The sequence below is a fragment of the Bradyrhizobium sp. 186 genome (assembly GCF_023101685.1).
Classification (GTDB): domain Bacteria; phylum Pseudomonadota; class Alphaproteobacteria; order Rhizobiales; family Xanthobacteraceae; genus Bradyrhizobium.
The window spans coordinates 1357863-1380838 of the sequence record NZ_CP082164.1 but is presented as its reverse complement, the minus strand read 5'-3'; the positions used below and the strand labels follow the sequence as shown (position 1 = coordinate 1380838).

At 60.1% G+C, this 22976-nt stretch carries 21 protein-coding genes and 1 pseudogene; 8 read left to right on the top strand and 14 right to left on the bottom strand.

What is annotated here, in order from left to right; translation table 11 throughout:
• Nucleotides 1-11: 11 nt before the first annotated feature.
• From IVB18_RS06365 to IVB18_RS06330, 8 genes are all read right to left on the bottom strand, one after another.
• The gene (locus tag IVB18_RS06365; protein ID WP_247988363.1) at nucleotides 12-416 is read right to left on the bottom strand and encodes a hypothetical protein; all 405 of its coding nucleotides are present in this window, start codon (nucleotides 414-416) and stop codon (nucleotides 12-14) included.
• Between the two features lie 66 nt (nucleotides 417-482).
• On the bottom strand, nucleotides 483-1739 hold the full coding sequence (locus IVB18_RS06360) for an arsenic transporter (protein ID WP_247988362.1): 1257 nt from the start codon (nucleotides 1737-1739) through the stop codon (nucleotides 483-485).
• Nucleotides 1739-3013 carry an MFS transporter gene (locus IVB18_RS06355; RefSeq protein WP_346732613.1) on the bottom strand — a complete coding sequence of 425 codons (1275 nt, stop codon included), beginning with the start codon at nucleotides 3011-3013 and terminating at the stop codon, nucleotides 1739-1741. The genes IVB18_RS06360 and IVB18_RS06355 overlap by 1 nt, the downstream gene beginning before the upstream one ends.
• Before the next feature lie 55 nt (nucleotides 3014-3068).
• Nucleotides 3069-3524: a DMT family transporter gene (locus IVB18_RS06350; protein WP_247988361.1), complete on the bottom strand. Its 456-nt coding sequence runs from the start codon at nucleotides 3522-3524 to the stop codon at nucleotides 3069-3071.
• Between the two features lie 48 nt (nucleotides 3525-3572).
• Nucleotides 3573-4685 carry a metallophosphoesterase gene (locus tag IVB18_RS06345; RefSeq protein ID WP_247988360.1) on the bottom strand — a complete coding sequence of 371 codons (1113 nt, stop codon included), beginning with the start codon at nucleotides 4683-4685 and terminating at the stop codon, nucleotides 3573-3575.
• A 66-nt stretch (nucleotides 4686-4751) separates the two neighbouring features.
• On the bottom strand, nucleotides 4752-5387 hold the full coding sequence (locus IVB18_RS06340) for a hypothetical protein (RefSeq protein WP_247988359.1): 636 nt from the start codon (nucleotides 5385-5387) through the stop codon (nucleotides 4752-4754).
• A gap of 170 nt (nucleotides 5388-5557) precedes the next feature.
• Nucleotides 5558-6913, bottom strand: coding sequence for a sigma-54 dependent transcriptional regulator (locus IVB18_RS06335; protein WP_247988358.1), 1356 nt, complete (start codon nucleotides 6911-6913; stop codon nucleotides 5558-5560).
• On the bottom strand, nucleotides 6910-7815 hold the full coding sequence (locus tag IVB18_RS06330) for an ATP-binding protein (protein WP_247988357.1): 906 nt from the start codon (nucleotides 7813-7815) through the stop codon (nucleotides 6910-6912). Before IVB18_RS06330 ends, IVB18_RS06335 begins: the two co-directional genes overlap by 4 nt.
• Before the next feature lie 682 nt (nucleotides 7816-8497).
• Here IVB18_RS06330 and IVB18_RS06325 point away from each other — a divergent pair.
• The gene (locus IVB18_RS06325; protein WP_247387358.1) at nucleotides 8498-9286 is read left to right on the top strand and encodes a toll/interleukin-1 receptor domain-containing protein; all 789 of its coding nucleotides are present in this window, start codon (nucleotides 8498-8500) and stop codon (nucleotides 9284-9286) included.
• Between the two features lie 68 nt (nucleotides 9287-9354).
• Here the strand turns inward: IVB18_RS06325 and IVB18_RS06320 are convergent, their stop codons facing one another.
• The 4 genes from IVB18_RS06320 to IVB18_RS06305 all read right to left on the bottom strand — a co-directional run bounded on the left by IVB18_RS06320 (nucleotide 9355) and on the right by IVB18_RS06305 (nucleotide 15220).
• A complete protein-coding gene (locus IVB18_RS06320) occupies nucleotides 9355-11301 on the bottom strand; it encodes a DUF3732 domain-containing protein (protein WP_247988356.1) in 1947 nt (648 codons plus the stop codon).
• A complete protein-coding gene (locus tag IVB18_RS06315; protein WP_247988355.1) occupies nucleotides 11298-11786 on the bottom strand; it encodes a three component ABC system middle component in 489 nt (162 codons plus the stop codon). Before IVB18_RS06315 ends, IVB18_RS06320 begins: the two co-directional genes overlap by 4 nt.
• Nucleotides 11783-12979, bottom strand: coding sequence for an ABC-three component system protein (locus IVB18_RS06310; protein WP_247988354.1), 1197 nt, complete (start codon nucleotides 12977-12979; stop codon nucleotides 11783-11785). Before IVB18_RS06310 ends, IVB18_RS06315 begins: the two co-directional genes overlap by 4 nt.
• A 516-nt stretch (nucleotides 12980-13495) precedes the next feature.
• Nucleotides 13496-15220: an IS1634 family transposase gene (locus tag IVB18_RS06305; protein WP_247983724.1), complete on the bottom strand. Its 1725-nt coding sequence runs from the start codon at nucleotides 15218-15220 to the stop codon at nucleotides 13496-13498.
• A gap of 204 nt (nucleotides 15221-15424) precedes the next feature.
• On the opposite strand from IVB18_RS06305, the pseudogene IVB18_RS51885 reads away from it, so the two are divergent.
• The 7 genes and pseudogenes from IVB18_RS51885 to IVB18_RS06270 form a co-directional block, all read left to right on the top strand.
• A pseudogene (locus IVB18_RS51885) lies at nucleotides 15425-15577 on the top strand (AAA family ATPase); the annotation flags it as partial.
• A gap of 175 nt (nucleotides 15578-15752) precedes the next feature.
• Nucleotides 15753-16604 carry a type IV toxin-antitoxin system AbiEi family antitoxin gene (locus IVB18_RS06295; RefSeq protein WP_247988352.1) on the top strand — a complete coding sequence of 284 codons (852 nt, stop codon included), beginning with the start codon at nucleotides 15753-15755 and terminating at the stop codon, nucleotides 16602-16604.
• Complete coding sequence (locus tag IVB18_RS06290) at nucleotides 16591-17505, top strand: nucleotidyl transferase AbiEii/AbiGii toxin family protein (RefSeq protein ID WP_247988351.1); 915 nt, start codon at nucleotides 16591-16593, stop codon at nucleotides 17503-17505. The genes IVB18_RS06295 and IVB18_RS06290 overlap by 14 nt, the downstream gene beginning before the upstream one ends.
• A gap of 346 nt (nucleotides 17506-17851) precedes the next feature.
• A complete protein-coding gene (locus IVB18_RS06285; protein WP_247988350.1) occupies nucleotides 17852-18034 on the top strand; it encodes a hypothetical protein in 183 nt (60 codons plus the stop codon).
• Between the two features lie 426 nt (nucleotides 18035-18460).
• Nucleotides 18461-18895 (top strand): hypothetical protein, encoded by a 435-nt coding sequence (locus IVB18_RS06280; RefSeq protein WP_247991571.1) that lies wholly within the window; start codon nucleotides 18461-18463, stop codon nucleotides 18893-18895.
• Between the two features lie 1187 nt (nucleotides 18896-20082).
• Nucleotides 20083-20415 (top strand): helix-turn-helix transcriptional regulator, encoded by a 333-nt coding sequence (locus tag IVB18_RS06275; RefSeq protein ID WP_247988349.1) that lies wholly within the window; start codon nucleotides 20083-20085, stop codon nucleotides 20413-20415.
• A complete protein-coding gene (locus IVB18_RS06270; protein ID WP_247988348.1) occupies nucleotides 20412-21698 on the top strand; it encodes a type II toxin-antitoxin system HipA family toxin in 1287 nt (428 codons plus the stop codon). The genes IVB18_RS06275 and IVB18_RS06270 overlap by 4 nt, the downstream gene beginning before the upstream one ends.
• A 400-nt stretch (nucleotides 21699-22098) precedes the next feature.
• Here the strand turns inward: IVB18_RS06270 and IVB18_RS06265 are convergent, their stop codons facing one another.
• Both IVB18_RS06265 and IVB18_RS06260 read right to left on the bottom strand, forming a co-directional pair.
• Nucleotides 22099-22593 (bottom strand): hypothetical protein, encoded by a 495-nt coding sequence (locus IVB18_RS06265; RefSeq protein WP_247988347.1) that lies wholly within the window; start codon nucleotides 22591-22593, stop codon nucleotides 22099-22101.
• A gap of 57 nt (nucleotides 22594-22650) precedes the next feature.
• Complete coding sequence (locus IVB18_RS06260) at nucleotides 22651-22896, bottom strand: hypothetical protein (RefSeq protein WP_247988346.1); 246 nt, start codon at nucleotides 22894-22896, stop codon at nucleotides 22651-22653.
• Between the last annotated feature and the right edge of the window lie 80 nt (nucleotides 22897-22976).

Genomic DNA, 22976 nt, shown 5'->3' with positions numbered 1-22976 from the left:
ACAAGATCTGATTATTGTTTGACCGGGGCAGCCCGGATCTTGTCGACGATCTCCTTGGTCAGGTCGGCGCAGGCCCGCATCGGCTCGCCTTCCGCGCATTTGACGTCAACGGTCGTCGTACCTTCGCCGTCGATGTCGACCCTGATACGCCCGGCCTTTCCTTCGCGGCGGCTTTCCTTGCCTTCGCCCTTGCCCTCTGCCTTGCCTTCTCCTTTTCCCTCGGCCTTTCCTTCACCCTTGGCGTCGACTTTTGCTTCGCCCTTGCCTTCCATTTTCCCTTCGCCCTTTCCCTGCGCGTAGGCGTTGGATCGCATGCCAAGCGCGACGCCGAGCGCAGCGACGCCCACGGCAAGGGTCAAGGTGGCGCGGCGAGACACGCCGGTAACATCAGGATTTGAGTTGTCGTCGTTGTTCATGATGGTCTCCTCTGTTGATCGCCCCAGAATGGGCGCGAACGGATTGGTGGCGGGTGGCGCGGGCGCTCATGACGAGACCGCAGAGAGGGCAAGCAGCGCCAGCAGCAGCGCGGGCGGCATGACGACGAGACCGAGCTTGAGGAATTGCCAGGCCGCGACAAGCTCTCCTTCGCGGCGCAGCGCGATCAGCCACAATATGGTGGCAAGCGAGCCGGTGACGGAGAGGTTTGGCCCGAGATCGACCCCGATCAGGATTGCGGCGGTGACATGCGCCGGCACCTGCGCGGCTTGGCTCGTGGTCGCGGCCATCAGTCCCATCGGGAGGTTGTTGACCAGGTTCGACGCGACGGCGACCGCGACTCCGGCCATCCACGATGTGATTTGGGGAGATGCCGTCGCGGCCTCTCTCAGCGTTTCGGCCAGCAACGGCAGCACGCCGGTCCGATTCAGTCCTTCGACCAGGATGAACAATCCCGCGACCAGGGGAAGCACCGACCACGACACGTCTTTGAGAACCGGGATGGGCGACTTTCGGCCCGTGAGCAGCACGCTGATCGTTACAGCGGCGCCGGAGACGAACGTCGGCAGTCCGAGATCGCGGCCAAGCGCGGAAGCACCGAGCAGCACGACGGCGGTCAAGGCGATGCCCGCGGCCGAGAGCTTGCCGCCAAGCGTCAGCGGCGGCATCTGTTCGACGACGGCGACGGTCGCATCGAGGCTGCGGTACTGCGTCAGCCGCAAGGCGATATAGGTCGCGGCGATCGCGCACGCCGACGGCAACACGAAATAGTGCAGCCACACCGATAGTGGGGGCATCTGCGTGCCGAACACCTCTAGATTGGCCGGGTTGGAAATCGGCAACACGAAGCTCGCTGCGTTGGCGATGAACGCGCAGATGAACAGGTACGGCAACGGCTTGACATTTGCCGCGCGCGTCGCCGCATAGACCGCAGGCGTCAGCACGACCGCCGTGGCGTCGTTGGACAGCAAGACCGTTACCGCGGTGCCGACGACGTAGACGATCAGGAAGAGCCGCTTCGCTGAGCCCTTCGCCCATTGCACCGCCTGAGCCGCCAACCAATCGAACAGGCCTTCCTTGCGCGCCACCTCGGCCAGCAGCATCATGCCGATCAGGAACAAGTAGACGTCCGTGCCCTTGGCTGCGGCCGCCAGCGCATCCGGCCATGGCAGCAGGTTGAGCAGCACCAGCAGCGCTGCTCCCGCAACCGCCCAGATGAATTCCGGTAGATTCCACGGCCGCGCAATGACGCCGAAGGTCGCCAGTCCCGCGATGCTCCAGGTTGCAGCGTTGAGTCTGACCATCACTGCACTCCGACGGAAAGCGCGCAAGCCGCCACGCGCTCTGACGAACGATGCGGCCGTGCGCAGGCAGGCCGCAGCAGCGATGCGAAGCCCAGCCACAACGCGATCGATCCCAGCGCGAAGCTACCGAGGATAAGAAACATCTCGCCGTAGCCAACTTCCTGGGCGATCCATCCGCCGATCGCGGGACTGAGCGAAGCGCCCAGGCCCTGCACGGTCATGACAGCACCGTGCCCCACGTTGACGCGCCCGGAGCCATTCAGGATGCGCGCGACAAGGCCGGGGACGGCCACGCTCTGGAGGCCGGCCCCGATCCCGTCGAGGAACTGCACCGGATAGACACCCCACTTGTTGATCAGATGGGCGGCGATGACGCCACGAATCGGCAGCGCGATGAATGACACCAGCAAGACCAGCCAGTAGCCCTCCTTTTCGGCGAGCCGCATCGCGATCAGAGATGCGAGGATCATCGTGCCCTGGGCAACGACGATGGTGATCGCGACGAATCCGGCGGGGTCGCCTTGCTTGTTGGCGACGACCGCCAGCCCGTAAAGCGGCAGCATCGCGCCGTTGCCGAGATGGAAAAACGCCAGCGCGGCCGCCAGAATCAGCAGCGGCCTGCACTCGAGCAGCACGGTGATGCCGCCGACCTTACCGCCATCACCGCTGCTGTTATCGAGACCGCGCGCCTCATCGTCGTCGATCGACGCACCAGGGATCATCAGCATGGAAGCGATCGAGAGCACGCCGAACAATGCGGCCAGCCAGAACACAGCGGTGAATCCGAACTGCCATCCAAGCAGACCCGAAAGCCCTGCTCCCACCATATTGCCGGCATGATTGAGCGCCTGGTTGTGTCCGTTCTGCCGGTTGAAGCCGGCCTGACGCACCATGCCGAGCGTGATTCCCGACACGGCCGGCCCTATCGCCGCCCCGGCGATGGCGGTCGCAACCTGCGACACCGTCACCAACCAGAAGTTCTGCGACAACAGAATGAGGCCGGACGCGATCACCGTGCAGATGCCGGGGATGACGACATAGAGCGTCTTGTGCCGAGTCGCATCGACCAGAGCGCCCGCGGGCGTGGTCATCAACATCCCCGCCACGCCGCCAACGGTCATCACGGTTCCGATCAGGCCGCTCTGCCAGCCATGCGCCAGCAAGAAGACGCCAAGGAACGGGCCGATGCCCGCCTGCATGTCGGCCATGAAGAAGTTCAGCGACAGCAACGGCCAGATGGCTTTCGCTTCTGGTTTGTTCGGCGCTTGTGTCACGTTGCACTCCGCTCAGTGGTCAGGTCAGCAGGCCGATTGCCGGCGGATCGATTCCCTAGAATTTCGAGATCAAGGTGATGCCGGCGACCATGAGCGCGGCACCGGCGACACGGCCCGCGTTGAGCTCGTGGACCGGCATGCCGAACATTCCGAACCGGTCGATCGCAAGCGACATCAGGATGTTCGCGGTGATGGTCAGCCCAGCGAATGCGCCGGCGCCGACTGTGCCCACGAACAACAATCCGGCGATCACGGCGAAAGCGCCGATAACGCCGCCGAGCGGCGCCCACCACGGCATGGCTGCCAGACCCTCCGCCGTCGGCAGCGGGTGAGGAAGGCACATGATCAGACACGTCAGCAGCGCGACGATCGGCAAGAACGAGACAAGGCTCGCAAGCCAGGGATTTTCCAGCGATACCCGCAGCGTGTGGTTCATCGGCGGACCCCAGGCCTGCAACGCACCGGCGGTTAGGATGATGGGGTAGAGCCAGCCCGCACTGATGTTTTGCATCTTGCAATTCCTTCGCTCAAAATCGGCGCTGATGGATGATCGGAGCGCTCACCATTTCCTGCCGTTCCGGTTGGGACCGAGCTGGGTCCCGAGCAGATGCCGCTCCGGCCATGCGCCGATGCTGCCGTCGTCGCTGCCGGAAGGTTTGCGCGCTGCCGCCACGTACGGCGCCACGTCGATGGTGTCGGTATCCTGATTGCGTTGCTGATCGATCACCCGCACGCTCAGCCGGAACGGTCCTTGCGGAGCCTTGAACTCGGCGCTGAACAGGCCGCCATCGCCGCCGTACATCGGTTGCCACGCCTGATCGTCGGTTCTGAATTCGGCTTGCGCAATCGGGACGGCGCCCCAGGTCGAGGCTCTGACCTCGCGGCAGACGTCTCCCTCTGCCGAGTGCGAGGCAATCGCGAGCCGTCGGTCCGCCGGCGACGTAATCATCACGAACGGCCATGACGATTGGAGCGGCTTGAAGCGCCAGCTCACCGCGCCGCGGTCGATCGCCGCGAATGCAAAGCCGACGTCGCCTTCCTCGATTTGCCCCGTCGAGCGCGTGGCGACATAGATGGTCCGTCCGTCGTTGCTGATCTCGTTGTAATGCGTGTGACCCATGCTGACCAACGCGACCGGGCTATCATCGAGCATCGCCGCCAGCTCGGCGGCCTCCTCGCCGAGGTCGGCGGGATAGGCGTGCATGAACACAGCCGCCGCTTTGCCGTCCCGCTGCGCGGCTTCGAGCTGGCCGCGCAGCCAAACCAGGCGCGCTGCGCCGAGCCGAAAATCGGGACCACCGTTGCCGCGCGACACCACGTCGAGAAAAACGCAGCTGCAACCCGATATCTCGACGACATAAGGAAGCTTGCGGACATGAAGGCCGGCATAGAAATCGTCGAGCGATCTCGGCTTGAAGTCGTGATCGCCCGGAATCGCGTACCATGGCAGGATCAGGCGCGACAATTCATCGTGGACGATGCGGAATTGCTCGGCCGTACCGTCGTCGGCGTTGTCACCGGGCAGGTAGACGAAATCGATCCTTCCCGGGGTATTCTCGTTCACCTCGTCGACGATGTGGCGCAAATCGGCGTGGTTCTGCAAACCCGGATCGGTGATGTGCAGGTCTCCGATCTGAAGGAAACGCAGAGGCTTTTCGGCTTTGTCCAACATTGTTTTCAGTCTCGTTTGCAAGCGCCGTAAGGCGGCGGCGATCGCGTCGCCTTACGGCAACCATCATCAAGCGTGGGCATGTTTGGGTCCGTGCTTCTTGCCGTCGTGCTTTGGTTCCTTGTGATCCGGGCCATGCTTCGGTTTCTTCGGGCCGACGGCCTTCATCGTGTCGGCCGAGGCGCCGATCTCGCGGGCTTCGACAACCGTTCCGAACGAGGTCGTCGCGCCTTCGCCGGCCGCCGAAATCCTCGCGCCTTTGGCCAACAGATCGGAAAATCGCCCGGCCTCATGCGGCGGCAGCCTGATGATGCGTCCGTCCTCGAGGACGGCCCCGCGGGTCTCGCCCTTCGGTCCGTGAATCGGTCGCTTGACGATCCCTTGCGCGCTCATCGGGCCGTGCTTGGCTGTCTCGAAGGCTTCGCCGTCGGCGCGCGCTTCCGGACCTTCGTCGAGAATGCGACCCTTCGGGGTATCGATCGCGACGGCGGCGATCATCTGGACGCCTCGGGGCCGAACTCCCCGCACCTTGACCTGGCTGCCGGGACGGACGTCGCGCAGCAGCCGTGCCGACAGATGCGGCGGTACATGCACCTCTTCGCCGTCGATCAGCAAAAACCCGTCGGCCTCGCCATGCTTGTTGACGAGAAACTGGTCCACGGTGCCGGTGATTTCGGGCAGCTGGTCGGGATCGATCCAATGCATTGCGAAGCTCCTTGCGTTCGACTGTCAGAGTGTCCTGACGATCTTTTCGCAAGGCGCGTGCCAAGAGCTAAGCAACTGATTTATAATCAGTTATCGAAATTTACGGAGATCAAATCCGTCGTCTTTCACGACGCTCGCCGTCACAAAACCGGACGATGCTGCGAGCCAGATCAATCCGGGTTCTTGCGTTTGCCCAGCCCGTATTTTTCAGCCTTGGCGTGCAGGAGTTGTCGGTGGATACCGAGACGCCGCGCCGCCTCGGCGCGGTTGCCTTTCGATTCCGCGAGCGCGTCGGCAATCAACCGGCGCTCAAGCCGCTCCAGCGCGGACGGAAGGTTGCCGTCGTCGCCGTCCTCTTCGGCATTGGGCGCGGGCGAGGTCACCAGGAAGCCGAGATCGGACGCCGCAACGATGTCGCTGCGGCACATCACGGCGACGCGTTCCATCGCGTTCCTGAGTTCGCGCACATTGCCCGGCCAAGTATGAGCGGCAAGCCGCTGAGCGGCCTCGTCTGACAATTGCTTTGTCGGCGATGACGCCATCGCCAGAAAATGTTCGGCGAGCGGCAGGATGTCTGCGGTCCGTTCGCGCAGCGGCTGCAATTCGATCGGCACCACGTTGAGACGATAGAACAGATCCTCCCGGAAGCGGCCCTGCTTCACCCACTGCTCCAGATCGCGATGGGTTGCCGCGACGATCCGCACATCCACCTTCTGCGGTTTGCCGCCGACCGGCGTGACCACGCGCTCCTGCAGCGCGCGCAGGATCTTGGCCTGCATCGCCAGATCCATGTCGCCGATCTCGTCGAGAAAAAGCGTGCCGCTGTCGGCCTCGCGGAAGGCGCCCTTGCGCTCGAGGATGGCGCCGGTGAAGGCACCCTTGACGTGTCCAAAGAGTTCGCTCTCCAGCAAATCCGGTGGAATCGCCGCGCAATTGAGCGCCATGAACGGACCGCTACTGCGCGCGCCGACGCGATGGATGGTCCGTGCAACGACTTCCTTACCGGTGCCGGTTTCCCCGGTGATGAGCACTGTGGCGTCGCTGTCGGCGACCAGGCCGATGGTTTTCTGCACCTCGCGCATGCCGGGGCTTGAACCGATCAGCGTTTCCGGAAAGCCATCCGCGTCGGGCAAGTCCCGGGGCGGTGATTTCGGAGCACGCGATCTGATCATTCGCTGCAGCAACGACGCCAGATCTTCCCGTCCAATGGGTTTGGTCAGATGATCGAAGGCGCCGAGCCGCATCGCTTCGATGGTGTTTGCTGCCGTTGCGTAGGCGGTGATGATGGCAACGGGGACGCTGGTTCCATCCGCGGCTGCATGCAGCCGGGTCAGGACCTCCAGTCCGTCCATGTCCGGCATCCGCAGGTCGAGCAATACGGCATCGGGCTTGTTTGTTGCCGCAGCGGCCAGCGCTTCGCGTCCGGAAGCCGCAACGAGAGCTTCATATCCGAGATCGCGAACGGCCTCGGAAAGTCCGTCACGCAGGTTCTTCTCATCGTCAACGATCAGCACGGTGGCATTCATTGATGCGGTCCGATTGGAATGTTCAGGGTGAACGTCGTACCGTCGTTGCGGTGTTGCACGTGCGCGCTCCCGCCGTGGGCTTCCGCTACCTCCCGGACGATCGCCAGACCCAGTCCCGTTCCGTCCGGACGGCCGGTTGCGAAGGGTTCGAACAAATGCGCCCGGATAGCTTCCGGCACGCCGTCGCCGGCATCCGAGACAGACAGTCGCAGCCGGCCGGCCTCGATCGAAGCCCTCAGCATGATCGGCGTTCCATCGCGCGAATTCTGGATGGCGTTGAGGATCAGATTGTCGAGCGCGCCACCGACCGCCGCCGTATCGAATTCGACCGCGGCAAAGCTGTCCGGAACGTCCACCGAAATTCGCCGTCGCCCCGCCTGTTCGCAAAACAGGGAGGCATGGGCAGCAAGAAACTCCCGAACGTCAGTGACCGGTTGACGCTTGATTTCGGAACGCTGCACCGACCGAAGCAGGTTTTTCAACAACTCATCCATTCGCCCGACCTGCTCGACCACCACCTGCAGGGCGTCCACCGATCTGGTTCGATCTGTCCCGTTGGCAAGGGCGTTCTCGGCCTTTAACCGCATCGCGGCGATCGGGTTCCGGATTTCATGCGCAACGCCGGCGGCGACGCGCCCAAGTGCCGCCAGGCGCTCGCTTTCCGCAATACGCTGCTGCAAACTCTCCGTCCGGCGGCGGGATTCCAGCGCCTTGGCCCCCGCGCCGTTGATGGCTTTCACAATGCGGTCGAGGTCGCGCTGCCCGGTTAATTGTAGCACCGGCAAATCTTCTGCGCCGGTCGCCAGCGCCGATTCCACGGTCCGCAGCCGCTGCGACCAGCGCCAGAGAACCCGCGCCAACAATGCGGCCGACCCCAGAAGGACGATCAGCAGAAACGCCAAGCCGGTGGTTGCCAGAAGAAAGGGCCGGCTGTGGGAGGTCGGTCTTCTGACCGCTGCCCTCATAGCTCGGAAACGCATAGGCGAGCGAACCTTTGGAAGCTTTCCAGATGCCGCCCTCCACCCCTGCAAACGGTTCGAGTGCCCGCGTGACGGAAGACAGGTAGTCCCGTTGAGCCGTCACGTTGCTTCCGCTGGATGGTGGCACGCGGATCTCGCGAAGAACCGCATCGCAGGCCCGCCCTAGACCGACCGCGGCTCGTTCGGTTCGTTGGCTCGTCGTCTCCTTGTAAAGCGCGATAAGCATCGCGCCTACGACCAAGGCGGCAACGAGGAACAGTCCCCAGCAGATGGCGAACCAGGCAACGATCGAGCGTGGCAGAGGTGAGCTCCAAGGAAGAGAAAGCTTCTTATTAGCACCCGGCGGGATTGAGGGGAAAGTTCCCCCCCCAAGTCCTTTGGGATGGCCGGCTTTCCTGAGCTACTCAAACCAGGCAGGACGCAACCAGATTCCGAGGGGAGGCTCTAACGGCGGCGAAAGGAATCCGCGATATTCGCGGTGTCGCGACGATTGATGTGCGGCCTGAAACCGGCTTCCGCCAAGACCCTTTTGCCTAGCGGCGTGCACCTCGAAACACGGTACCATCTGCAGCACATTTTTGATTCGAGATCAGCGGTTTAGGCAATGGCAGACGTCTTCATCAGCTACTCCAAGGCGGAACGCAAACTGACCGAAGATTTGGCAAAGATTTTGGTAGGCGCCGGCCTCACCGTCTGGTGGGACACGGAGTTGCTGCCGATCCAGCGGTTCCGGGCGGAAATTGACGCGCAGCTCAACAATTGCTCCGCCGCGGTGATCATTTGGTCGGCCACATCCGCGAATTCCGATTGGGTACTTTCTGAAGCTGATCACGCCATACGGCAGGGCAAGCTTGTTAACGCGCATCACTCCGACATCCTGCCCGAACACCTGCCCAAGCCCTTCGGCCAGATTCATGCTGTGCCGCTGACCGACACTGACCGCATCCTCAGGGCAATCAAGCTCATCACCACCGGCAAGCCACCCAAGGCGACCGCAGTGTCCGCTGGCGAGACGAGAGCGATCGAATTCATTACAGACGCTGTCCAAGATGCGCTCAAATACGCTCCACAACTACGCGATTTGGCCGATCGCGCGGGGTGGGAAGACGACGAAACATATCCCAATGATCTGCTGAAGCTGGCCGAGAAGGTAATGACGCCGCTCCGGCTGTTCCGCGAACGATTGCCGTATACAGATATCACCAGCTATCGCGGCAGGCGGCTTGTCGAGCATCTGGATGAGGCGACGACGTATGCGCACAGGCAGATATCAAAGGAGATCGGGTGGCTGCGGTCGCACGGCAACAGCGAGAGCGTCGTCATGGGCGCACGCGGAGATCTCTCGGTTGCGGCCGAGCGGTTGCTGGAAAAGGTGGAGCTGCCACCCAGATAAGCGTCAATCTCGAGCCATTACTCAAAGGGCGTCGTAATCTGCGATATGACACATCGCTTGCCTTGGCATCAGATAAGGGGAATGTCAGGCCAATTGTCGGGCACCAGAGCCGGTGGTTTTGTCCATGGATCCTCCACCAAGGCGACCTGAAACCAATCTTCTCTTAGATTGGCGTGTTCTGTGACAATGAGTTGAAAGCCCGGAGCATCCTGCGTGGTAAAACGCTCCAGCGTCTCGAACAGCCGCCGAACTGCCTCAAGATCCGCATCCTTTTGGCTTTCCGTTTGCTCAATAGATCCACCGGCGGCTGCATAGGAAGTCTCAGAAGGAAAGTAGACTTGGGTTGGCTGGTCGATCAGCATGAACCGGGGAATGGGATGGCCGTATGTCGCAGCAAACCGATGAAGCGCCAGCAACGCAGCGAGATGGTACGCTAAATGGTTTTCACCACCTCCGGTTCGATTCATGTAAACTGGGCGACCCGGTCGGTCGATGACAACCGTCAGATTGTGGAGATCGAGACGAGCAGGATACTCGCCGAACTCGCCGCCCAGGGCGCGAATATAGCCCGACATGTGCAGCGCGATGTTGCTGAGTGTAGAAGTGAGGCGTGTCTCGGAATCATCAGCACTCAGCCTTTCTTCCAGGTCCGCAACCCGCGCTTTGAGTCGCCGCTCTTCCGCCTGAAGTCTCAGAAGCTCGGTATTGGGCACCAGGTTCTCCAGGAACAGACTGATGCGTCCCACGACTCGTGATGCCGCGTTGTTTCTGTTGGCCAATTGCGTTGCCATTTCGCTCGTGGCAATGGCCGAGGAAAGCTCGACTTCCTTGCCCCGGATTTGGTCTCCAATGTCAGCCAATGCCTTCTGCTGATCGGTCAAATATGCGGCCAACGCCGGCCGCTCGCCTGTAACCGCCGTCAACTCATTATCAAGGGATTCCAACTCGGCCAGGAGAGCTTTCGCAATCGATCCGTCCATCCCAATGTTAGCCTGCGCGAAAGGCCACTGCCATTCACCCGTGGCTTTATCGAAGGGCAGCGCCTTTATTGAGCTCAGACGTTCACGCTGCTCGTTGACCTCGTGCTGAAAACCTGCCGCGCGCTTGTTGAATTGTTCAGCACCATCGATACGGCGTTGAATTTCGCGACGCCGTTCCCTGAGATCGAGCAATTCGTTCTCGATGCTCGATACCCGCGATCCGTCGTCTTCCGGCACAGATGTTGGTTTCCAATCCAGTGCCCGACGAAGAAGAACGGTTGGCGGCACGTCGCTGTCACCAAGGGGAATTTCTACTGCGCGGGCCTCTGAAAGAAGGCCGATGGCCCGTTCTTCGGAGTTGTCGATCCCCTCTCGCGCCTGTTGGAGTAGCTTCGCATTGAGACGAAGTTCACGTTGCGCGTAGCGGAGTTGAGATTCGAGCGTGAACTTGTCCTTCCCGGATATGCCTAGAAGGATAGGCAATGTATCCTTGATCGCCTGAGGCTGTTGCGGCTCGTTCTGGCGATAGAACAACTGGTCTTTGTTCGTGACGATCCCTTGCTTCTGGAACAGATAATAGAAGGCGTGCTTCACATTCGCATCGAAGCTCACTCGACTGCTGTCGATCGGAACGTCGGTCGTATTCTCCGGAATTCCAAGCAATTGTGTGAGCAGCGCAACGACGCCATCATCGCTGTCGTTCACGGCTAGCTCCGAGAAATCCGGCGCCTCGACCTTTGCTCCGCGTCGTACCATGGCCATGCTCAGGCTCAGAGCGCCCGGAGCAGGCGCAGGCTTCGCCACAAGCACTTCTTCGCCATCGAAGCGGTAGATCACCGCAAACCAAAACACGCGGTCGCGGATGACTCCCTCCGGAACGTTGAAGGTTGAACGACCCATGCAGTATTCGATGATATCGGACAATGCTGATTTTCCCGTCGAGGATCGACCGGTAATGACATTCAACCCATCGTGGAAAATCACGTCGCGGCGTCGACCATCATTGCTGTAAACGTGAATTGATTTGATCTTCATGGTCGAACGCCCAACGTCGTGTAGATGGTGCCTCTGTCTGCAATGCGCGCGAACTCCTTCCCCATGAACGCTGCCACGCGCTGGCAGGCCTTTGATTCATCGCTGCCATTGATGGTTTTGCGCACTCCAGCGGAATTCGGAACCAGTCGCCCATCCGGACTCACCATTACCGCATCGCAGTGCATCAGCAGCCCAAGCCCTTCGAGGGTAAATGGCAGTACATCCGTACAGCGCTTCCCGAAACCCACCAGCAACTCTGGATGGTCCGCTGCCACCTTCAGGAAGTAACTTCGGTTTGCGCGTTGCAAAGTCTCCCTTGAGCTTTGCTGCAGGCACAGCGGTAAAACCAGGAGGGAGAGCGAAAATGGCATTCCCTTGTCGTCCTCGGCGTGGAACCCCGCTAACGCTCGGAAGAGAACAAGGCCACAGAAGGCTGGGTTGAAGAGGTTTCGTATCTCTATCGGACGATCGATCCACTGCTTCATGCTGCAGTCTCAAGGATCTTGGCCAAACGTTGCAGGAAGTGAGGATGCCAATGAACCCTAGGACGTGGGCTGTCGTTGGCGAGAATGTGGAATGTGCCTCGAACGACGTACGGCTCGGCAACACGTTCGCGGATTCTCAGCTGGCCGGTCGACTGCTCTGCCCACTTGTAGAGTTCTCTGCCAACCTGGATACATGCCTCCTCCGCGCTTTCGTCGGTAATGTTTTCGCAGACGAGCTCCCGGTACCGGGCCCACTCATCCACCAGCTTGTCCTGGTACTTCTCGATCTCGTCCGAGACCAGGAGGTTAGCGCGAGCCCAACTGGAGCGCTGCTCGAACGCGCGGTAATAGTCGATGATGGCGAACCGGATTCGCTCAGCCGACAACTTCAAGGCCCGCAGCTGTTCCACGAAGCGGCGCGGATCGTTGTGGGCGTCGACACCGCTTGCGGGGAAGCTATCGCCGAATGTGATCGGTAGATTGTCGACCTTGTATTCGTCGGCGAGGACGGCCAGCTTATCCGTCACCTCCTGAACCTTGATCGGCTCTGTACGTTTGCCGGTCAGAAATTCTATAATCTGATTTAGCCACCATCCTTCAAGCCGCTCGAAGAGGTTCTGTCGTGACTGGCGCCTCACGGTGATCAGGCGCTGGTTGATGAGTTCCGGAATCTCGTCGATGCGCGGTGTGTCGGGGAAGATCGTGATGCGAGCATAGAAGTCGATAGCCTCCTCGGCGCTTAGATCCGCGAGATCAGCCTTCACCTTGGCGATCTCTTTCGACTGACTGGCTGCCAATGCGTGAGACGCATCCTTAGCCCTCGCTTCGCCATCGGCATCTGTGTCGGCGAACTGCTCCAGGAAGGAGCCTGTCGAAATAACTGCGGTAGTAAAGAGCAGGAAGTATGCGCTGGATCCAGCTCTGCCCGTGGCCTTATAATGAGCCAACCAGATACGCACGGACTTCCAGAAATCGGTCGAAAGATCCGAGAGACGGTCGCCCTGCGCTTTGTGCTTGAGGGAAGCCAGCGATATCCGGCCGTCCGCTTCCACGAACTCGACGTCGTCGTTTCGCTCGATGTAGACGACGCGGTCTTCAGGAAGTGCCAAAATTCTCAACAGAGCAAATCTGGGTTGGAAAATGTAGCCAAGCCCTTGCTCTGCAGCCGAGAACGGCGAGCCGGTCTCAGACATGCAATATGTGATGCATTAAAAAATACAGGATGCTTATCCCCCTCCCCCGAGCGCAATAAAGTGCCGATATTCATATCACATTTGTGTCCACCACAATAATTCGATACCGCTCTTTTGGCCGCGCTTCCCTTGTCAGGGACTTGAGAGCCGTGCCTCAGTGTATCGATTCCGAAGCCCATTTCGTTCCTCGGGGACAGCCGGGATGCCATTCGCGACTTCCCCGACGGTGTTCGATACCAAGTGGCGTCGAGCTTCGTGCAGTGCAAAACGGCTTGGACCCGGATCACAACGGTCGGCTGGCCGCCGGACGAGAAGCGAAGGTGGCAGACCATACTTGGCGCTTCAGGCCGCTATCATGCGACGGATCCCCAATGTTCAGTTTCTAATGGAAATCCACCGCTCGCCCTTGCGGCAAACGCCCTCCCGGGCTTCTAGACCGAACTTCCCCTTGAGTAGCGACGTAAGCATTTGAGCTGGCGTGTAATTCCAGCGGGCGTGACGGCGCGTCTGCCTACATTATGGGGCGATAGGAATGCCGAGCCGATTGAAGACGTCTTGTTGTAGTGGGGTTGGACTTGTGAGCATAGCGGCCGGGGCGTCCTGACCGATGCGAACGATGTTGCGTGTGAGCGTGGCGAGATCCTGCAACAGCGTTCGAAAGCTGTGCACGGGCCGGCCATCGTGGGTGTGCTTGCGATTAGCCTTGGTTCTGGCCGCGGCCGAGACTCTGGCCTTGGCGACGGGCGAGACGCGCGCGGCGTCGGCGGCCTCGCGGTCGTGATCGTCGAACAGGATCGGGGCCAGCGCGCGGCGCATGTGCCAGACGATGTAATAAGCGAGCATGCAGAGGAAGACGTGGGCGCGCACGCGGCCAGCGAGGCGATGGTGGATCGGGCGCACCTCCAGTTCGACGGTCTTGATGGTGCGGAAGGCGCGTTCGACCTGGGCCAGGCTCTTGTAGGCACGCACCGTGGCGGCGGTGTCGAGGTTCTCGGCCGGCACGTTGGTCCGTAGCACATAGAAGCCGTCGAGCGACGCTTCGTTGGCGATGGCATCCTCGATCCGACTGAAGTCGAACGAAGTGTCGGTGATGGCGAGGTGGAAGTGCTTGGCCATCTTACGCTTGCCCAGCACGGCGCCGACCTTCAGACCGATCTCATCCTCGCCGCGCAAGGGGTTGCGCTGACGCTGCACGGCGGCCTTGACGCGGGCGAGATCCTTCTCGGTCGCCGCCAGCAACTCGCCGCGCTTGCGCCGACGCTCGTCGGCCAGATCCGGGTTGCGGCACACGATCAGGCGCTCGCCGGGGAAGTCGGGGGACGTGATCTCGGCCATATCGCGATCGTCGAACAGCGACAATTGCAGCGGGCCGCCGTCCTCGGCGAGCTTGCGGATCGCCGGCGCCCGCAGAGCGGTGATCCAATCGAGCCCGGCCGGCATCAGATCGGCTTCGATACGGGCGCTGGTGATCATGCCGCGATCGCCGACCAGTACCACACGCGACAGCTTGAAGCGGGCCTTCAGTTTGTCGACTTGCGCGGCCAGCGTGCTCGGGTCGGCGGTGTTACCTTCGAACACCTCCACCGCCACCGGGCAGCCGTCGGCGGCGCACAGCAAGCCGAACACGATCTGCAGCTTGTCGGAACGACCGTCGCGGCTGTAACCATGCCGCGCCAATTCGCAATGTCGCCCCTCCAGATAGCTGGAGGTGAGATCGTAGAGCACCAGCGAGCCGTCATGCAGATGGCGCTTGGCGAGCGTCGCCTCGATCCCCGGTTGGGCCGTGCCGAGCAGGTCGAGCGCTTCGTAAAGCTCGTCCTCGTCGACGGCGCTGAGATCGAGCAGTTCGCCCAGCGAATGCGCCGCCGTCGCCTCGCTGAGCTGGCGCGCCGTGGCCAGCTTGGCGGCCGGTTCGATCACCCGTGCCACGATCAAGGCCAAAGCCAGCCTGGCCAACCGTCTGGGCTTGTCCGGGACAAGGCGATGCAGTCCGAGCTGGCGCGCCATGCCGAGCACCGCGGCCACGTGGCCGTGCGGCAGCGAGCGCTCGATCCGCAGTTGCTCGGCCGGCGAGACCAGCTCCTCGCCTTTCAGGACGCGGCGCAGCGCATCGATCTTCTCATCCGGCCAATGCGACAGGTTGGCCAGCGTGCGCGACTTGATCTTGTCGCCCTCGCGATAGCTCTCGCGCAACAGGATCGCGGGCGGTGAGTTGCGGTTGGGAATGCGGGCGACGAACATGCCGGAATCGAATCACGGAAACCTGCCATTCGCAAGCCAAAAATCATCATTTACATGCCTACAAAATCAGCCCGATCCAAACTTCTCAAATCCTCTCAACGCTCTAACAAAAATCCCGAGGGGAAGTTCGGTCTAGATCGCCGTCTCATAGACTTCCAATCAGCCGATACCGATAGTTCCGATCGATCGGGATTCGGAGTTGGCATGTTCGAGCGGTTCGTAGAGCGTTGGGCGGAAGAAGCGCTTTCGGATATCCCTGTGGTCATGATTGTGGGACCGCGCCGGGCCGGCAAGAGCACGCTGGTCCGCAAGATGGGAGAAGCCGGCCAAACCTGCATTACACCCGACGATCAGACGTCCTCGAGGCCGCAGAGTCCCGCGTATCACCCATGGCTGCGCATTAGAGATAGAAATGTGATTGGCGTGCCTGGCAAGCCAGGTTTTGATTATGAGTTTTCTGCATAGTCAGGCTTAGCAAATATGCAAATCTATAAACTTGCTCTTGGTTTGAAATACTGTTATATCGCTAAGTATGACTAAGCCTTCCGGCGGAAAGCTAAACTGCCTCGAACATACCCTGCCGGAAGGCCTATTGGTCGATGCTGGGTGGATGACGAAGCATGGCTATTCGACAGGCCTGCGCAGCCAGTATGTCTCGGCTGGCTGGCTGGTTCAGCCGACGCGTGGAACTTTCAAGCGCCCGCTTGGCACTCTGACATGGCAGAAGGCGGTCATATCGCTTCAGACGCTGCTTGAGTGCCCCCTGATCGTCGGAGGGCGAACAGCGCTCGAACTGCAAGGCTTTTCGCACTACCTCAGAGCGAGTGGACCGACCGTTGTTTATCTTTACGGTCCGGATGCTCCGCCCGGATGGCTCTTCAAGCTTCCGCTCAAAGAGCACTTCACATTCCGCAAGAGCACAACGCTCTTCAAAGCCGATCTCGTGACGAAGGGGCTCAAGAACTTCGCCTGGAATGTCCAGAACAATACCGGCGCAGCTGCCGATGAGTTTCAGGCAGGACCATTCAAGCAGATATGGGGCGAGAGCGAATGGCCGCTCACCATCTCATCGCCCGAACGGGCGTTGCTCGAACTGCTCGACGAGCTGCCGCATAGCGAGAGCTTCCACCAGGTCGACATGCTTGTTGAGGGCTTGCGCAACCTCAGTCCCCGCAAGCTGCAAAAGCTGCTGGACAGTTGCAGAAGCGTGAAAGTCAAAAGGCTGTTCTTCTGGTTTGCCGACCGGCACAACCATTCATGGCTGAAGCAAATAGACCGTGACAAGGTCGATTTGGGGAAAGGAAAGCGCATGCTGGTGAAAGGCGGAAGGCTCGATCCGAAATATTTGATCACCGTGCCGGAGGATCTCAGTGCCCCTATCTGAACGCTATCGGCATCAGGTTGCGCTGCTGATCGAGACCTTGCCATTCGTTGCGGCGGAAAAGGATTTTGCTCTCAAAGGCGGGACTGCGATCAATCTATTCGTGCGCGATATGCCGCGTTTGTCAGTCGATATCGACTTGACCTACCTGCCTGTCGCCGGCCGGCCGGAATCGCTGGCCGCGATCGATGCGGGCATGAAAAGAATGGCTGTCGCCATTGGCAAGGGAATTCCGGGCGTCAAGGTGAATGAGGTCGTGAACCGCGCGGAAGGCATCGTTACCAAGCTGACACTTCAGAGGGCCGACGCCCAGATCAAGATCGAAGTCACTCCCGTCCTTCGCGGCTGCGTCTTCGATCCCGAGATGAGATCCGTGCTTCCGAACGTCGAGGAGAGCTTTGGTTTTGCGGAGACACAAGTCGTCTCGTTTTCCGACCTCTACGCGGGAAAAATCGTCGCCGCCCTTGACCGCCAACATCCTCGCGATCTTTTTGACATCCGCGATCTTCTGGCGAATGAGGGCATCAGCGACGACCTGAGGCGCGCTTTCATCGTCTATCTCATCAGCCATGACCGGCCCATTTCTGAAGTTGTGGTGCCGCGGCGAAAGGATATCCGCCAGGAGTTCGAGCACGGCTTCGAGGGTATGACTTCAGATCCGGTCTCGCTGGATGAGCTATTGAAGGCCCGCGAGGACTTGATCGCCGAGGTAGCTGGAAAGATGCCGAAGGAGCATCGGGAATTTCTGATCGGATTCAAGCGCGGGAAGCCAGATTGGGCTCTGTTGGGCGTCGATGGAGCGGCAGAGCTTCCCGCAGTCCGATGGAAGCAGATCAATCTTGATAAGCTGCGTGCCGCAGATCGCGAAAAGCTTGTGGCTCAGTTGATCGCAGTTCTTAAGTGAGGAACATGACACAACAAGATTCGCATGTTCTTGAGTTCTACCGCGCGTTTTTTTGACCTTACGTGATCTTTAGCTGTCGTTCGATATGCCCGCTCTCCGCCAGATCGGTGCGTCGCTACGAGGGGGGCGATCTTTTCCCGTCAAAGAATTTCGAGACGACAAAAGGGAGGACGGCCGGCCCGTTGCCTTCGACTTTTGAAGCAGGCTCGGCGACCGCGACGATCCCATTACGCGGCCCAATTCACACCCTCCACGCTTGCTGTCTAGGCTTGGTCCTGCCGTTATCGGTTCGGACCCAAGACTTCCTACGAAACGTCTGGCTAAGACCTGCCTCGGCAGAACCTTCATGCTACGCGACCTGCGTCAGCGTGGCCTTGTGCCCGCAAGCACCGAACGGTTCCTAGAGGCCTTGCGCGTTATGAATGAAGCGTCGCATGGCATGGACGTCGATGTGGAAGCAGCCGAGCGGGCCGTCGAAGTCGGCGCGGCGTTCCTCGTTGAACTTAAGGAGCTCGGCGGGCCTGGCTAAGACAATGGACGAACACGCAATCGAGCGCCACAAGCGCGAATTCATCGAGCCGGCCGCCATGCTGTACGCCATTCCGAAAGTCTCCGGCACCACGCCAAGGCCATGGTCGCATATGGTCGGTTGACTGGCGCATATACCCGAGACGACGTGCGATCTGCGCGGCGCTCCGTCCTGCGGCCCAGAGTTTTTTGAGCAGTGCTACGTCTTCCGCATCCCAACCCATAGGAGATGCTATATACCGACTGCCAACTACAGGCTAGTCGACACCCGGATTGCTAGGAGCATACCGGCGCGGCAGTCATGGGGCTGCAGCGAGCCGCTAATCTCGTCGGCGGGACACCTGACGTCAACCGAGATACCTAAGCGAACTGTCCAACGATAGCCATGAACGCCGACGAGTTTGGTGGGCGAACCAATCGGACCACCATGTCCTCTAGCTCCAACACCAGTATCGCCAAGAAAGCTCGCACGAAAGCCGAGGCGGATTTTGCCACCTGGCTTATGATGGCAAAGCTCGGTGGTTTCGATGACCTTCCGTCAAACGCACAGAGCTTCCTGACTAGCTATCGAACCCGACTCGAGACGATGAGCGAGGCCGAGTCCGCGGCCTTGGCCGTTCGCGAGGTCTACAGCGCTTATTACAGCGAGCTGGGAGGTGTGGGCGCGGCGCCGGAACCAAAGGCTCGCACACCAACGACAGAGAGCAAAGTCGGGCGGTTCCAGAGAGGGCCTAAACCTCAGCCCGGTCTATCGGCTGCGCGCCATTCGACGATGCCAATGATCCGAAAATCCCTCCCGGCACTGCTGATTTTCGTGAGCATGGTAGCTCTGATTGTCGCATATAAATTTCTGACGCAGTAACACCGCCCGCGGATTGTGTGCGGTGACGAAGTGCTGCTGGAAGCCCGCGCACCATAGACACTAGGGACAACTGCACGGGTGTCGATGGTACGTGATCCGGATGGCAACTGGATTTGGCTTTCTCAGCGGGCCTCGATCACCGGGTCGTTGGAATTTTCGATCGATTATGCGCTGACTCGCAAGTGAACTTGGACGCGGTCATTGCGGGACACAAGAACGGCAGGTCAGTCTGCCTGAGCGACGAACTTCGGCCGGCTTCGCCTTTAAGATCGTGGATGGCTTCCGCTCGCTGATTTCTTACGGAGTTTCGACCCGGGAAGGGATCCCTCTTGAACGATTATTCACGGCGCTGAATACCGTTCGTATAATACACCCCGGCGATATCGGAGAACTTGCCGGCCTCTTGCGGCACCGTGCTGCTGAAGACGCGCCACCGTCTCAATGCTGGTCGCGGCAAGCCGCTGCCCGCGAACTTGTGCCGCGCGGCCTCGTAAATGACTTGGCATGTTGCATCTTTCGGAGCGGCGCTGGGATGACCTGTCTTTATCGATCTCAGCCATGCTTTTATATGAAGACTGTCCCTTCCATTTAGTGTCCAAATGTAGGTCCTATTTCTGCGACATAAAGCGAGCTTGCACGAGAGTAGTAGCCTACAAGGCCATCTCTCGAATCCCGCTCTCAATAGACATGATCGGCCCTGACGAAAAAGAGGGCAGCGGCGACCCAACTGTGCAACAGGACGCTGCACACCCTGCCAATCACAAGGAGGTTCTGTGTCGAACCTGCCGTACTTGACCCGACAGGCGTTCCCGCCAGGTCACTTCGGGTCGAAGTCTGACATTCCTATCGACACCACGAGAAGATCTCGGTTCGGGGTATTATCGGATTGGCGAGGGCATCGCCCCCAGCAAAATTGTGCCGCCCGCATTCCCAACCGCAACTCACCGCCCGCGATCCTGTTGCGCGAGAGCTATCGCGAGGGCGACAAGATCGCTGCCGGCGACAAGCGCCTTTCAACCGAAATTCGACTGGTCGTGTGGATGTTCCACACACAGGCTCTGTGGGAGTGGCTTAGGCGCCGCTGAGGGCTGGCCGTCCATCGTCCTTGCCAGAAGGGTGACAGGCAGAATTAAGGTGTTATATATGATCCTGTAGTATCGATACTGGTTCATGTATGAGACCTTAAGATGAAATCGGCCATTACAGACACCCTTCCGCCCAAGGTCCGACGCTCGCTGGTCAAGCTGGGCGCTGACATCGCCACGGCGCGCAAAAAGCGCAACCTGACCACGGTGATGATGGCTGAGCGGCTGGGCGTCGCGAAGAGCACCTATCTCCGCGTCGAGAAAGGAGATCCTACGGTTTCCATGGGAGTCTACGCCATGGCGCTGTTCGTTTTGGGCTTCGGCGACGCGCTCGGCGAAATTGTTGATCCGCGTCGCGACGACCAAGGCCTCCTGCTCGACGCGGAGCGCTTGCCGAAGCGGGTGCGGGTGAAGAAATCGGCGACCGCACTATGAAACGCACGATCCAGCTTCAGATCGGCGACGACGCCCGGCCTCTCGGCGCCATCCACTACAACCAGCAAGGAGCACGCGAGAGCGCTGCGTTCGAATACGATCCGGCCTGGCTCGCGGCGCCGGATCGGTTCGCAATCGATCCGGCATTACCGCTGGTCACGGGCGCGCAGTTTCATCGCAAGGCGAAGGACGGCTCGATCTTCCATCTGGCCATCGCCGACACCGAACCGGACGGATGGGGCCGGCGCGTGATCCAGCGCGATTATGCCAAGCGTCGCCAGGAAGCTCGCCGCACTGGTGCGGAGATGGACGTACAGCCACTGAACGCTCTTGATTACTTGCTCTCTGTCGATGATGTCAGCCGGGTTGGCGCCCTTCGTCTCCGAGATGAAGATGGCGTATTCCAGCGCGCGATCGAGGAGGGACGGCGCACCGCGCCCCCATTGGTTGAGTTAGCGCATCTGTTGGCCGCCAGCAGAGCCGTCGAGACAAACACCGAGACGGCGGCTGATCTCGCTTATTTGCGCGGCCGCGGAACATCGCTTGGTGGGCTGCGTCCAAAATGCACCGTTGTCGATGATGATGGCCGGCTGTCCATCGGGAAATTTCCGAGCGTCACCGACGAGCGAGCGGTGACGAAAGGCGAGGTGCTCGCGCTTCGTCTTGCAGCGGCCGCGGGCATTAACGCAGCCCAGGCACAGCTGATCGACAGCGATGGTGCATCTGTCGCGCTCATCCGCCGATTTGATCGGCCGGATGGGGGCGGCCGATTGATGTATGTCTCAGCCGCGACCATGTTGGGCGCCGAGCCCAGCGATCCGGGCGAACACGCCTATACCGAAATCGTCGACGCGCTTCGCCAGCATGGTTCGCAACCGCAGGCGGATATTGAAGAACTTTGGCGGCGGATCGCCTTTTCGATCCTGATCACCAATGTGGACGACCACTTGATGAATCATGGATTTCTCCATGTCGATCGGGGTCAGTGGCGTCTGGCGCCGGCCTTCGACATCAATCCCTTTCCGGAACGTGTCCGGGAGTTGAAGACCTGGATTTCGGAGGATGCCGGACCGGAGGCCAGTATCGACGCATTGATGTCGGTCATCGCGTATTTCCGCATCGTCAACGCGCGCGCGAAAGAAATCTTAGGCCAAGTCGAGGCCGCTGTTGCGCGCTGGCGTGAGGAAGGTCGCGCGCTTGGCTTGACGGAAAACGAGCTTGAGCAATTCGTGGACGCTTTCGAACACGGCGAGCGTGCGGCGGCGCGAAAGTTATCAGCCTAGTTCGCACCGCCAATCGGTCAGACCCGCGCGCGATGACATATCATCCTGGCCTCAGTCCAATCACGAAGAGGCGGTGTTATTTTCATCCTCGACCTTCGTGACCGTAAGAGCAATACCGTTGTGTGCGCCACAGCCGCGGCAACGCCAATGGGGTCCGGATCTGATCTCGCGTGGCCAAAGAGACATCTTCTCCGGACATTGAGGTGTCGAACATGGAGCATCTGTCATCTTCGGCGTCCAAAGAACACGGTCGTCTGACTCTGATGTGATCGTATACTCGGCTTTGCATTCGAAGCACTGCGCATCGACCTTCTCCTGACCGGAAGGGATCCGCTTTCTGATCGGCTTTTTACAATCCTCGTTCATGCATTGATCAAGCGTGGCAGTAACCCCCAACGTGCTATTCCACACTTGAGAGCTCAGAACTCTCTCGACGAGACAAATGACGACCCCACAACGCTCCCGTAGCTTCGCCGGAACCGGATTGGACCTGCTCCAGCGAGGGCATGTGCAGGTAAGACCCAATGGCGTCATAGTGGGCTTTGAGGTCCGCGAGTGTGAAAACAACGTCGGTGCCAAGCAGCTTCATGTTTTCGCGCGGCGCGGGCTTGCCGTATTCCTCTTCCAGCCCAAAGGCGATGGTGGATGTCATGCCTATGGAGGGATCGATCTCGAGCAGCACGGCCATCACCTTGCGTGGCTGCCAAGTCTTGTATTCCTCAGGCGGAATGTCGTCCTTGAAAGCTAATGCGCGATCATAGGTCAGTGCTTCCATGGCATCGCGCAGTTCTAGCGCAGCGTAACGAAGCCGATGCGGATCATCGGCTCCAAGCTCGGTCTTCGCGCGCGCCAGAGACTCGCGTGCCGCATATCGAAAATTCGGAGCATTAGCCACGGCGACCGCTTCACTGTCACATTGAAGATTCGATAACGTTTAATACCACGCCAAGAGCTACAGTCCTATTTCCGGCCAATGCTGGAACGGCGTGAGCCTCCTATGAACGTCACAAGCCGGTTTAGTCTGGCTGCAAAAGCGACAGACCTCCGGTTCACTTTCAAGAAGAACCTTTTGCCCGCGCGCGGCAATCGTGCGGTTAACAATGATGTCGTAGCCGTCCAGGTAGAATTGAATATTGCTCGCGATGGCTGATACGTCGTTGGCGAGTATTCCCGGAATTTCGGTTTCGATAGTGGTCATGTAACGACCATCGGCGGGCACGTGCGTGGACATGAATGTACTGTGCGGGAAATCTGCCAAAGCGGGACATACGCTATCGC

Coding starts and splice junctions, on each gene's coding strand:
- IVB18_RS06365 (WP_247988363.1), bottom strand. CDS start 416: ATGAACAACGACGACAACTCAAATCCTGATGTTACCGGCGTGTCTCGC.
- IVB18_RS06360 (WP_247988362.1), bottom strand. CDS start 1,739: ATGGTCAGACTCAACGCTGCAACCTGGAGCATCGCGGGACTGGCGACC.
- IVB18_RS06350 (WP_247988361.1), bottom strand. CDS start 3,524: ATGCAAAACATCAGTGCGGGCTGGCTCTACCCCATCATCCTAACCGCC.
- IVB18_RS06345 (WP_247988360.1), bottom strand. CDS start 4,685: ATGTTGGACAAAGCCGAAAAGCCTCTGCGTTTCCTTCAGATCGGAGAC.
- IVB18_RS06340 (WP_247988359.1), bottom strand. CDS start 5,387: ATGCATTGGATCGATCCCGACCAGCTGCCCGAAATCACCGGCACCGTG.
- IVB18_RS06335 (WP_247988358.1), bottom strand. CDS start 6,913: ATGAATGCCACCGTGCTGATCGTTGACGATGAGAAGAACCTGCGTGAC.
- IVB18_RS06325 (WP_247387358.1), top strand. CDS start 8,498: ATGGCAGACGTCTTCATCAGCTACTCCAAGGCGGAACGCAAACTGACC.
- IVB18_RS06320 (WP_247988356.1), bottom strand. CDS start 11,301: ATGAAGATCAAATCAATTCACGTTTACAGCAATGATGGTCGACGCCGC.
- IVB18_RS06315 (WP_247988355.1), bottom strand. CDS start 11,786: ATGAAGCAGTGGATCGATCGTCCGATAGAGATACGAAACCTCTTCAAC.
- IVB18_RS06310 (WP_247988354.1), bottom strand. CDS start 12,979: ATGTCTGAGACCGGCTCGCCGTTCTCGGCTGCAGAGCAAGGGCTTGGC.
- IVB18_RS06305 (WP_247983724.1), bottom strand. CDS start 15,220: ATGTTCGTCGCCCGCATTCCCAACCGCAACTCACCGCCCGCGATCCTG.
- IVB18_RS06295 (WP_247988352.1), top strand. CDS start 15,753: ATGACTAAGCCTTCCGGCGGAAAGCTAAACTGCCTCGAACATACCCTG.
- IVB18_RS06285 (WP_247988350.1), top strand. CDS start 17,852: ATGCTACGCGACCTGCGTCAGCGTGGCCTTGTGCCCGCAAGCACCGAA.
- IVB18_RS06280 (WP_247991571.1), top strand. CDS start 18,461: ATGTCCTCTAGCTCCAACACCAGTATCGCCAAGAAAGCTCGCACGAAA.
- IVB18_RS06275 (WP_247988349.1), top strand. CDS start 20,083: ATGAAATCGGCCATTACAGACACCCTTCCGCCCAAGGTCCGACGCTCG.
- IVB18_RS06270 (WP_247988348.1), top strand. CDS start 20,412: ATGAAACGCACGATCCAGCTTCAGATCGGCGACGACGCCCGGCCTCTC.
- IVB18_RS06260 (WP_247988346.1), bottom strand. CDS start 22,896: ATGACCACTATCGAAACCGAAATTCCGGGAATACTCGCCAACGACGTA.